Source organism: Mycoplasma sp. Mirounga ES2805-ORL (assembly GCF_017084445.1).
GTDB lineage: Bacteria > Bacillota_I > Bacilli_A > Mycoplasmatales > Metamycoplasmataceae > Mycoplasmopsis.
The window spans coordinates 624,756-636,538 of record NZ_CP070947.1; the positions used below are offsets into that span (position 1 = coordinate 624,756).

The 11,783-nt window shown below is 24.2% G+C and carries 11 protein-coding genes and 1 tRNA gene; 4 read left to right on the forward strand and 8 right to left on the reverse strand.

Translation table 4 applies throughout. The features are described 5' to 3' along the window. Window positions 1-2: 2 nt before the first annotated feature. The gene (tyrS, locus tag JXZ90_RS02690) at window positions 3-1,238 is read left to right on the forward strand and encodes a tyrosine--tRNA ligase (protein WP_371808117.1); all 1,236 of its coding nucleotides are present in this window, start codon (window positions 3-5) and stop codon (window positions 1,236-1,238) included. Between the two features lie 39 nt (window positions 1,239-1,277). Further along, a tRNA-Thr gene (locus tag JXZ90_RS02695) sits at window positions 1,278-1,351 on the forward strand. Window positions 1,352-1,373: 22 nt separating this feature from the next. Here the strand turns inward: JXZ90_RS02695 and rbfA are convergent. The 8 genes from rbfA to JXZ90_RS02735 all read right to left on the reverse strand — a co-directional run bounded on the left by rbfA (window position 1,374) and on the right by JXZ90_RS02735 (window position 10,475). Continuing rightward, entirely contained in the window at window positions 1,374-2,315 is a 942-nt protein-coding gene (gene rbfA, locus JXZ90_RS02700) for a 30S ribosome-binding factor RbfA (protein ID WP_205848237.1), read from the reverse strand. 9 nt (window positions 2,316-2,324) lie between these two features. Next, window positions 2,325-3,371: a hypothetical protein gene (locus JXZ90_RS02705; RefSeq protein WP_205848238.1), complete on the reverse strand. Its 1,047-nt coding sequence runs from the start codon at window positions 3,369-3,371 to the stop codon at window positions 2,325-2,327. A gap of 43 nt (window positions 3,372-3,414) precedes the next feature. Then, window positions 3,415-3,969, reverse strand: coding sequence for an inorganic diphosphatase (locus JXZ90_RS02710; protein WP_205848239.1), 555 nt, complete (start codon window positions 3,967-3,969; stop codon window positions 3,415-3,417). 39 nt (window positions 3,970-4,008) lie between these two features. Continuing rightward, the gene (locus tag JXZ90_RS02715) at window positions 4,009-4,872 is read right to left on the reverse strand and encodes an MAGa3780 family membrane protein (RefSeq protein ID WP_205848240.1); all 864 of its coding nucleotides are present in this window, start codon (window positions 4,870-4,872) and stop codon (window positions 4,009-4,011) included. Between the two features lie 77 nt (window positions 4,873-4,949). After that, window positions 4,950-8,420, reverse strand: coding sequence for a lipoprotein 17-related variable surface protein (locus JXZ90_RS02720; protein ID WP_205848241.1), 3,471 nt, complete (start codon window positions 8,418-8,420; stop codon window positions 4,950-4,952). Window positions 8,421-8,481: 61 nt separating this feature from the next. Next, on the reverse strand, window positions 8,482-9,420 hold the full coding sequence (locus tag JXZ90_RS02725) for a variable surface lipoprotein (protein ID WP_205848242.1): 939 nt from the start codon (window positions 9,418-9,420) through the stop codon (window positions 8,482-8,484). A gap of 221 nt (window positions 9,421-9,641) precedes the next feature. Next, window positions 9,642-9,920: a 30S ribosomal protein S20 gene (rpsT, locus tag JXZ90_RS02730; RefSeq protein ID WP_205848243.1), complete on the reverse strand. Its 279-nt coding sequence runs from the start codon at window positions 9,918-9,920 to the stop codon at window positions 9,642-9,644. A 153-nt stretch (window positions 9,921-10,073) separates the two neighbouring features. After that, window positions 10,074-10,475: a hypothetical protein gene (locus JXZ90_RS02735; protein WP_205848244.1), complete on the reverse strand. Its 402-nt coding sequence runs from the start codon at window positions 10,473-10,475 to the stop codon at window positions 10,074-10,076. 490 nt (window positions 10,476-10,965) lie between these two features. Here JXZ90_RS02735 and JXZ90_RS03395 point away from each other — a divergent pair, with 490 nt between their 5' ends. After that, window positions 10,966-11,151, forward strand: coding sequence for a TM2 domain-containing protein (locus JXZ90_RS03395; RefSeq protein ID WP_371808127.1), 186 nt, complete (start codon window positions 10,966-10,968; stop codon window positions 11,149-11,151). Between the two features lie 198 nt (window positions 11,152-11,349). Next, complete coding sequence (locus JXZ90_RS02745; RefSeq protein ID WP_205848245.1) at window positions 11,350-11,781, forward strand: ribosome assembly cofactor RimP; 432 nt, start codon at window positions 11,350-11,352, stop codon at window positions 11,779-11,781. Window positions 11,782-11,783: the final 2 nt, after the last annotated feature.

Consider the following 11,783-nt stretch of genomic DNA (forward strand, 5'->3'; position numbering starts at 1 on the left):
TAATGACTATTTTAGAGGATTTAAAAAAACGTGGAGTTTTTAAACAAATAAGTAATGAAGATAAATTGAATTCTTTAGATCCAAGTAAGGTCAGAGTTTACTGTGGTTTTGATCCTACTGCAAAGAGTTTGCACTTAGGCAACTATGTTTTAATTTGTAATTTAAAACGTTTTGAACAATATGGATTTAAGCCCCTTGCAGTGCTGGGTGGTGCCACTGGAATGATAGGAGATCCTTCATTTAGAGATTCTGAACGTGTCTTGTTGTCAAATCAACAAGTTATAGAGAATAAAAAAGCTATCAAAAAACAATTAGAAAGTTTTGGATTAGAAGTTTTTGACAACTATGATATTTATAAAAACATGTCTATTATTGATTTTTTAAGGGATGCTGGAAAATTAACTAATATAAGTTATATGCTAGCGAAAGATTCAGTTCAATCCAGAATTGAAAGAGGGCTATCTTTTACAGAATTTGCCTATCAAATAATTCAGGGATATGACTTTTTAAAATTATATAAAGATAAAAATGTTAATGTTCAAATAGGTGGGAGTGACCAGTGAGGTAATATTGTCACAGGACTTGACATGATTCAAAAGATTGAAGGCGATAAACATAAAGCTGTTATTTTGACATTAGATTTATTAACTGATTCTAATGGAAAAAAAATCGGAAAATCTTTTGGTGGCGGAGGATTATGATTAGATAAAACAATGAACTCCCCATTTAACATGTATCAATTTTTAGTTAATTTACCAGACACATTAGTTGAAAAATTTTTAAAATGATTAACGTTTTTGCCTCTAGATGAAATTGATGAAATAATTAAAACACACGAAGATAATCCGAGTGAACACTATGCCCAAAAAATAATAGCCAAGGAAATTGTTAAAGATCTATTTGGAGAAAAAGAATTGGAAATTGCAATTAAAATTACTAGTTTCTTATTTGATAAAGATTTTGATTTTACAAATTTAACATTAGATAATTTAAAACAAATGTCTAATTATTTACCTACTGTTTCCTTGAACAAAAAAAAGAATATTGTCGATCAATTAATAGAACAAAAAGTCTTCCAATCAAAGCGTGAGGCGCGTGAATTTATTAATAATAAATCATTAAAAATTGATGGTATTTCAATTGAAGAAAATGAAGAATTTGAACCTAAAAATTTTGATAAAAAATATGCTATCTTAAAAAAAGGAAAAAAACAAACATACATTATAAAAGTTGCATAAACAACTATTTTATAGCCACATTTATTAAATGTGGCATATGCCAAATTAGCTTAGTGGTTAAGCAGCTGACTCGTAATCAGCCGTCACGAGTTCGATTCTCGTATTTGGCACCATATAAAAAAAATAGCCAACAAGCTATTTTTTTTGAAACATAATAAAATCATGGAAATATATCTCTTTTGGCAAACTAAAGAAATATAAGTTTTCAGTAGATAAATCTAATATATAACAATTTTGGACAATAGTTTTATCTTGAACATTAGTAAATTTTTTAATTCAAAAATTCTTTGATGTTATATTTTCTATATTATTTCTTTTTGTTTTTTTAATTCCTAATTTCATGTCTATTTCATAATCGTTATTTATTTCATATTGATCAATCATTTTAAGATTCTTTTTGTCGAATCTAATTTCAAGTATTTTTATCATTCCATCTCCAGGAACAATTTGAAATGCATTATTTTTATTATGAGTAAATCAACCCCTGTTGAATAATTTTCTAGATTTTAATTTTGTAGAATTAGCCAAAATAATTTCACTAGATTTATTTTTATTTAGCAAATAGTAAACAGGTTTATTTTCTTCAGAAAAATCATTTTTTAAAAATTTTGAAATAGATTGTATTTCTCAAATATTAATTTGCAAGTATGGTCATTGTAATTTAAATTCTTCCAATGTTCCAAGCTCAGTTTTACTTAATTTGAAATCCACTTTACCATTTGTGTTTATATCTTCTTTTTTAATATTATTCAGTATAGAATCAATTTTCATACCTTGGTTAGTAATTTCATCTAGTATAAAAATAATATTAGGCACTTTTCTTCAATCAAGTGTTTTAGATATTATTTTTTTAAAATAATTTCTACTGTCATTTAAGACTTCTATTCCCTTTTGTGATTTTTCACTAAATGTAACATATACCTTTACTTCACTTAAATCATTTGTCAAATCGCAGTCAATAACAACAGGGTTAAAAACATTAGAATTTCTAAAATCATTTATTAATATTGATGAAATTAATTGTTTTATTTGTTCTTCTCTTCTTAAATTATTAATACTTTTATGATTATTGCTCATATTGTCTCCTTAAATTTCCTCTATTTGTTTATTAAAATCTAATATCTTTTCTTTTAAATCCACTAGTTCTTCTTTTAATTTTGTAATTAACGAAGAAACACTTAAATTACTTTTAATTTTGTATTTATTTGCATAATTAATTAGCTTGTTATATAAAATTAATTGCTGTTCATAGTGTTTACAATCCAGCTTTTTATCTGAATTTTGGTATTCACATTCCTTAGGGTCTTGTAATTTGCTAATAACTTCTTTAGTTTTTATCTTTATAAAGTCTATTGAATTATCTAATAAATCTAAGTCAATTGATTTTTGAATTATATTGTTTATAAAAATAATATTTGCATTTACTTTATCTTTTTTATTTTTTATATTAGTAATTAAATCATATATTTTTTTACTATTCTCTTTATGTTTTCAACTGTGATATGCTGCTAAAACATCATGTCTATTATATTCAATTACTTCTTTTTTAACTTTCTCATACTCTTCGTTAGAAATTACTAATTTTTTAGTATTCGTCAAGTTATTTTCATGTAAATACAATAGCAACCCAGATAATGATGCGAATAAACCCGTTCTTGCATTCTTGCAATTTATAATTTTATTTTGCTTATTAATTGATTTAGCCTTAGACATATATTCACAATTAAGGTTTGTATGTTTTACAAAATGATCTAGTGACAACTTTGATGAAAAAGGTAAGCTTTCTGTTTTAATTTTTAGTAATTTTTCAGATATTTGGTTTTCTAATCCATTATTTCAAGAATATAGTTTTATATTTTTTTCATTTACAAAAATGGTTTCGCCTACTAATTCAAAAATAGCTTCAATTATTTTTTCTTTCATTAACTTATTAAAATATCTTAGTTTAGATGAAAATTTATTATATTGATTTTTTAAATCTATAAGTTTAGTACTTAATTGAATTACATTATCTTTGAGATACCCGATTGTAAAAAGAAAATTGATGCCTTCATATGCTTTTGCATCTACTTTTTTAACTAAAGGAAAACTAATTTGTTCAACATCCCAAATAAATTCATATTTATTTTTCATAATTTATAATCATACACTAAATAAAAAACTAGCAAGGCTAGTTTTAAATTTCATATTTTTCAGGATGTTCTTTCATCATTTTTTTTATAAATTCTTTTTTAGGCATTTTGCCATATGTGTTCATCAATTCAATACATTCATTTAATTCTTCAAGAGCCCATTTATCATCCTCAAAACCGCTAACTTTAGTTATACCAGGTTTCTTTCAATTTTTATAATTGCTAAAAAATGTTTCAACGTTTTTTAGAAATGGTTCTGGTAAGTCATTTAAGGTTTGAATATTTTCTAAACGATAATCATCATCGTGAACCGCTATTAATTTTGTATCTGTTTCACCAGAGTCAATCATTTTCATCGCCCCAATTATTCTTGCATTAAGAACAACACCGGGAGTAAATGTTTCTTGTGAGTAAACTAGAACATCTAATTCATCTCCATCTCAATCAAGAGCATTAGGAATAAAACCGTAGTTTGTAGGATATTTAAAATCACCTCTTAAGATACGATCAACATGTATTTGTTTATCTGCACGATCATACTCATATTTGATTGTTGAATTGTTTGGAATTTCAATTTTAACTTCTACTATTTTTGACATAACTTAATAATTATATAACATACAACAAATAAAAATGTGCTATTTTATAACACATTCATTATCTTTTTGTGTTCTACAACATTTTGTAACATTTAGTTTAAGTATTTTTGCTCAGCAATATCCAATTGCAGGACTTAAGACAAATCCTAGTATGAACATAGCAATATCTAAAAGAACTACAACAAACATGTTATTTCCTTTATAAAATAAGGGGTGTCTAAAGTTTAAAAATTTATATATGGCAACATCCATTATTCTATATTTATCAAAAACATTTTCTGATTGCCTAGCAAAACTAACAAGTTGTTCTCCAATTAAAAATGTAATTAAACCAAACATAAAATAAACTAAAACGAAGATATTTGTCTTTCAAATTGATGCTTGGCTAATATTAATATTTTTTCTAATTAAAATAAAAGCTACAAATCCTATAATTGGATTTATTGCATGTAAAATGGTTGAACATATTCCTACCAGCGGATATTTTCAAGTACTTGCATTTCAAGAAATTAAACCTCAATAAATTAGAAAAGTAATAGTTATATAAACAATAGCTGCAAATAAAAATGATTGAGATTTCTTCGAGTCTTTATGAAACGGATGAATGGTTAGCATTACTGCCAAAAATCAATTTGATATTTGAGTAAATGTTAATGTTATTTTTCACATAATGGCAAGTGCTGAAGGAGCAAGCGCTCCATTTATCCCATTAAAATCCTTAATAGAATTTTCTTCTAGAAACATTTTTACTAAACTTATGTTGTGATAAAAGTAATAGATCAAAATAGCGGTATCAACCAAAAGTAGTCAAATACCTAGAAAAAACATAATTTTATATTCTTTACTTAAACCACTTAATTTTTGTCCTAACGGACACTTTTTTAATATACATTTATTTTCCATAGTTTGTAAATTATATTTAATTATCTAAAAACAAAAGAAAAATGCTAGCTAGAATATGGCTGCATTTTGATTCTAAATTATTCATAAGATTTATGTATATATTTGATAATGATTTTAAACATGTTAGTTTTTATATTAGATGTATGTATATCAATCATTTTATAGATAGGGTTCATAGCAAAAAGTGTTTTATTTCTTAAATAGGTTTTAATAGAATCGTCTAAATTATATTTTTCAAAAATTAAATTTAGATTTTCATTTAATTGATTTTTGTGTCTATCATTTTGAAAAATTTGTTCTCATCCACCTGTTGCCAATCAAGTTCTTCCTCATGAATAATTTTTATGAAAAACTTTTAATGATTTATTTGCATTTATATCACTTTCTCTTCCATCAATTAATAGTGGTCAACTAACTGTATTTAAATGAAAATTAATTATTTCATCAAAATTATTAGAACATGCTTTGATTAACTCCTCAATTAGATTTTGTTTATTTTGGACCGCATTTAATTTATCTTCTTCAATATTTCTTAAGAGCGTGTTAATACTATTAACAAAATAGTTTTTGTTATTTTGAATAGTTTTAAAGTATTTGTTAAAAGTATTTTTTAGTGTTTCTGCCTTCAACATTCTCTTTGGGTAATCTTTTCAATCAGCAAGGAGCCCAGTTATTTTAGGACCTGTTATACCTAATCCAAACATATGCATAACTTCTGTGTATAAACTCATATATATATTTTCTAGATATTCATAAATTTTTAAAGTATCTTCAGTAATTCCGTATGCTGCATAGAATTTTTGGATAACGTCATCATTTCATTGGTTCATAATTTTAATTAATTCTGTTCTTAATTCTAATTCGATAATTTTTTTGAATTTATCTCTTTTATCTTCTGGAATCAATTTTAAAGTTTCTTCAAAATTTTTGGAAGCTAATTTGTTGCTTTCTCCTTTTGTATAGTTTTCTAAATCAAGAATTGTTTTAGTTTTGATTTTATTAATTAATTCTCTTTCTGAAGAGCTTATTAGATTTTTAACAATAACATTTTTTTCTATTGATGAACTTATTTCATCAAATAAAGGATTAGTTGACATTAGTTTTATTTTAAATGTTACTATTCCATTAACAGCATCTATTTGTAATGTATTATCAACATATTCAACCTTACATTGTTGATTATTAGTTAAGTTGTATTTAATATTGTCTATTTTAAAATTATTTATATCAAAACCAGTGTTTTTTAATAAATAATCCTCTTGTTTTTCTAGATCAAAATTTTTTAAAATAGAGTCTAATCTTTGAATTTCTTTTACTATTTTTAGTTTATATTCAGCTTCACTTTTAGGATTTTTAAAACCATTAATAGTAATTTTTTTATCGAATCGACCTATTTTATAACTAATTGTGATAGTTCCTGTATTATCGTTTGTTTCAAATATAGATAAATCTTGAAATTTTTTATCTAATTTAAAGTCATACCAATTATTAAATTCTTCTGGAACATTTACAACTATTCACTCATTTAATTGTTCTTGTTTTACACCACTTGGTGCCACCTTAAACATTTGCCCTTTTTTAGATTCTTTAATTGTTATATTTACTGAATCTAAGTATTTTTGGATAAATTTGGGCACAATACTTGAAGAAATATCAAAGATAGTGTTTCTTTCTTTAGTTATTGATGATTCATTAATAGTGCTTTGAATTTTATATTGTAATTTTAAATAACATTTAATTTCGTTAGGGTTATTAGCTTCATTTGAATCTAAATATATTTTTACCCTTAGGTTAGTTATTTTGGCATCTTCTATATTTTCATATGAAATAATCTTAGAAAGTTCTTCGTTTGTGATTTCGATTGGAACAAAAGTTTTAATATTCTTATTCGAACCTATAAATTTATAAAAAGTTTTAGAATTGTAAATTGATGAATCAATCTTTTTTATAGAGAAATTAGGATTTAATTTATTAATTCTATCTTGTTCAATTGTTTTAAAACCTTTTATATTTTTGGTAAATTTTTTGCTATATACATTTTGAATTATTTTAGATTCTATAATGTATGAAATATTTATTTCTCCAAGATTATTATCATATTTTTCAATACTAAAAATAGTATTAATTTTGTCGTCTTCACCAGATAAAACAGATGTTAGGTATTTTAAATTTCCTAATTTATCTTTTGTTAATTCATTAGCAAAATGTTCATTTTTCACAAAGTTATCATTAACTACTATAAAATCGAGAGATTCTTGACCATATTTGTTTAATCTTTGAATTTCAGTATTTATAACTTTTTGTTTCTTTGTTAAGAATCCTTTGTCTGTATAACTTAGGATTCTACTTTCAATTTCTCCTAAAATAGAAATATTTGATTTATCAACTATTTTATAGTTAATTGATAAAGTTCCTCTTTCGTTATCGGGGTCAATGTCTATAATTTTAATTTCTTGATCTAATTTTAAATTTGTATTAATAAATTTAATTTTATCTTTTGATATTTTTTCAGGTAAAACAGATTCTTTATCAATATCCATATATTCGATTTCAAATTTTAGGTTATGTTTATTTAAACGCTCACGAATATTATTTTTTAGATTATTTAATTGTTCATTTTTAGTAAGAAAATCCCTAATAACTATTTCTTTGCTTTTAGTTGAATCATTATATTGTTTTGATAAAAGATAAAAGTTTACAAGTAGTGTTCCATCTTCGTCATTTGGTTTCAAACTATTGATTTTAATTTTTGAATATTGATTTGCACTTGAAGGTAATTGAATATCCTCCTCTTTGATTGATGAAGGAAGGACATTGCTCTTGTCTATTGTTTTTATTAGCTCAAGATAAGCAAGTTTTTTGAATGTTTCTTCATTTTTTTCCTTAAAACTATCTCTTGTAGTTTTAAAACCTTTAATAGGAAATATTGTTATATTTTTACTCTTAATATTTGTATTTTGTTTATAGATTAATTCTAATGAAATTTCAATTAAACCCTCTTCATTATTAGGTTTAAATGTTGCATTTATATCAAATAATGAAGCATTATAATTTTTAAATTTTATAAGATTTAGATCTAAATCATCAGGCATAGTACTTGATAAATTTAAGTTATCATATGATGCCTTTATTTGTTTCAACTGTTCATTCATGTATTCATAAATTGTTTTGAATCCACTAATCACCATTTTTTTAGTTTTTAAATTGATTAAATTATTATTATTTTTGTCGATTTGTTTTATATAGATCTCTATGATTAACAATCCTTTTATATCATCAGCCAAAATGTTTTTATATTGAATTATTATATTTTTATCTATACTAAATATATTGTTCTTAATTTGAGAATATTTAATGTCAGAAGCTAATTTTTCTTTTTTGATGTTATCATCAACAAAAACTTGACATTGTTTTAAAGTGTTCTCGATTTTTTCATTAATTCCATGTTTTTGTTTTTGCTGCGCTTTTGCGCATGATGCAGAGAGTGTAGGCAATGCAATACTTAATATTGATAATATTGAAGAAATTAAAAATTTATTTTTTTTCATATTCCTAAATAGATAACAAAAGGATTAATGCAAAAGCACTAATCCTTATTTTTAACAATATTTAAAGTAATTTTGCAATATCATCAATTGTTTTAGCTGTTTGAATTGCACCATTAACTAAAGCTTGGAAATTATTATCAAGAACTGCTTCTAAACTTTCATATATTGGTTTTAGAACATTTTGAACAGCATTATAATCACTAGCTTCAGTTAAAATTTCATGTGCTTTTGCTGCCGCACTTGTCTTTACATTCTTAAATACATCTAGTAGTGGTTTTACAGATTGTATTAAACCTTCTGATGTGTTGATTTGAACTTTTTTAATTTCTGCAACAACTTCATCAATTTTATTTTTGAAAAATTCAGACATTTGAGTTGCAAAGCTATCTATTACAGTAATAGATTTTGTGCTTTCTTTTGTTTTTAAAAGATCAAAAAGTTCATTTGCAGATTCTATTAATGTTGTTTTTTGGCTAGCTAAAGTGTCAGCTAATTGATCTTTTATTTGATTCATTTTTTCATCTGATAAAAATGATTTTATAAATTCGGTACCATTTACAGTAGGTTTGTTTTTAATAGCTTTTTCAACAATTCCTACTAAAACACTGTTTAATTGTGAAGATAAAGTGTCGAATGATTGTCCAACTTTCTTAATAGTTTCTACACTTAAATCGTCTTTAATTAAATTTATTAGAGCTATTTTATTTTCTTTAATAGTTTTAACTGCGTTATCAGATAATTTTTGAACTTCTGCATTAACTTTAGTTTTTTTAGATTCATCAGTTATTGAGTCAGCAACTGTTTTGTATTGTATTGAAATAACATTATCAACATTTGAAATAACGTTTTTAATTTCGGTATCTTTATCAACAACAGGTGTTTCTGGTTTATTTGGTTTTGGATCTTCTTTTTTATTTCCACAAGATGAAGCAACTAGTGGTAAAGAAAATGTTGCTGCTGATATAACAGCTAAACTGTTTAATAATTTTATTTTTTTCATTATTTTTATTCCTTTTAAAATTTATTATTATTTTATTTTTTACACAAAAATTTTATTACTTTTTAAAAGTCAATATTTAAAAAATGAAAATATTTTGAATCAATGAAAAAATGTAATTCTATAAAATTTAGGATTTTTATCATTTATATTTTTTTATATTAAAATAATCTAAAAAAAGCCAACTAGTTATATTGACTTTTTTTAATAAGAATGAGACTTAATTATTTTGCATTTTTTGCATTTTTGGAATCATTAAAGAATTTTTGTAAACGAGATGACTTACGTGAACCTTTATTTACGTGAAAAACACCTTTTTGAACAGCGGTAGCAATAATTGAATGTGCTGCATTTACAAGTTCTTCTGCTTTTTTATCATTAGCTAGTATTGCTTCTCTAGCAGCTCTAATAGCTTTACGTACTCTTGTTTTCATTGCATTGTTACGTGTATTAGCGTGAGCCATTTTTGCAATACTTTTTTGTTTTGATTTTATATTTGCCATAATTAGCCTCCCTTTTTTCATTTTGTTTTGATTGAAAAAATCCTTATTATTATATTTTAAAAAATATTTTTTAGAAACTTTATTTATACAAGATCAAATTCTCTTAATATAATTTTTTGAAAATCAATAAGAACATTTTTTCTAATATTTATATTACTCGTTATTTACTTGCTTCTTAGTTTCTTCTTCCAATTGAATATCTAAGTGTTTCTTAAACTCAAAAAACAACATAAATGCTCCAACTATAGAAGCAAATGGTACAGCTAGTCCGGCCAAGCAAACAATTGCCCCTGTGTTATTTTTTAGTTTAAAACCTTCGACGATAGTTAAAATAAAGAAGATGAGTTTTGCAACACTTATTCCCAATCCCATTGATGAAATAAAAAACATAATAAATCCAAAACTAACCGAGTCGATCCCTGGATTTTGTTGATAATATTTATAAATATAAGGAGTAAGAGTCATAAATATCATTATTAAAAAAACTGGTATGGATACAAAACTTAACACAATGTATGTTAGTGAATAATTTTTTGCTTTTCTGTAATCAATCATTTTTCTCCAAAATTTTACGTTTATTTTTTGTATATAATGCATGTAAATTATGTTTAGTAGCCAACAATCTTATTTTTTAACTTAGGAGCATATTTTTTACAAAATAATCACCTATTTTAAGGGTTTATTTAATATTCTTCTACGATATTTTTTAATTGAAAATATTTTCTTATACTAGTTTCTTTTATTCTAATTTCATTACGTTCACCCATTTTTTAATTCAATTTCTAACAAAAAATAGTTGCTTTATTTCTTTTATAAACAATATTATGTAGAATGGCTATTAATGTTTTTTAGTTTATACTAGATTAATTAGTTTTTTTATGCTGCTCTTATCTTTCATATTTTATTTTAGCCATATTTTTTCAAAGAAAATGAATAAAGTTTATTTTAATCATTTATAACAATAGTGACTTTATTTATGGTAATCATTTTTCTTATTAAATATTTTTTTATATAATAAAAACCTAAAAAATTATAAGAAGATATTATCGAAAAGAAAAGTAGAACAGTTTTAACACTTTTATCATTCTTCCTTGGAGGTATGGGCATTGATAGATTTTATGCTGGAAGAATAGGATTGGGCGTAGCTAAATTGCTTACTTTTGGTGGTTTCGGAATTTGAAGCGCTTGTTGATTTTATTCTTGCTGTGTGCGGCCAACAAAAAGATGGTAATGGTAATTTAATTAGTGAATGATAATTTTCTATAAATAATAAAACTTACAGTTCTTGTAGGTTTTATTTTGTTCATTGCAAGATTTTATTTAAAATAAATTCATAGATATATCATTTCTTTAATGTATAATCATTTTATACAAGTGAATATCACGAGTTGCAGCAATGCGACTCTTTCTATTTTTTGTAGGAGGTTTTATGAATTGAAAAAATTATTTAATTGATAAATTTAATGATGAAGTTATTGATGTGAAATTATCAAAAAATGACATGTCAACAATGGATTTGGTGGTTACATCTAAATATCAAGATATTGAGAAGGTAAATTTATTAACACAAAAAATTAATAATGTTTTAGATGAATTAGATTCAAGCAAATTTAATTTTGACAATTTAGTAGTTGAATCAAAAGGTTTTGAAATTGACCTTGAATGAAAAAACTTAATTGACGGAGAAAAAATTGTAGTTGTTCTAAATAAATCGATTAAGGGGAATGAAAAATTTATTGGAGAATTAGTTTCTCATTCTGAAGAATTGTTGAATGTAAGATGAAACTGCAAGGGTCAATTTAGAAATCAAGAAATTAGTAGAAGTGATATTAAAAAAATTGAAAGGTATATTAAATATTAAGT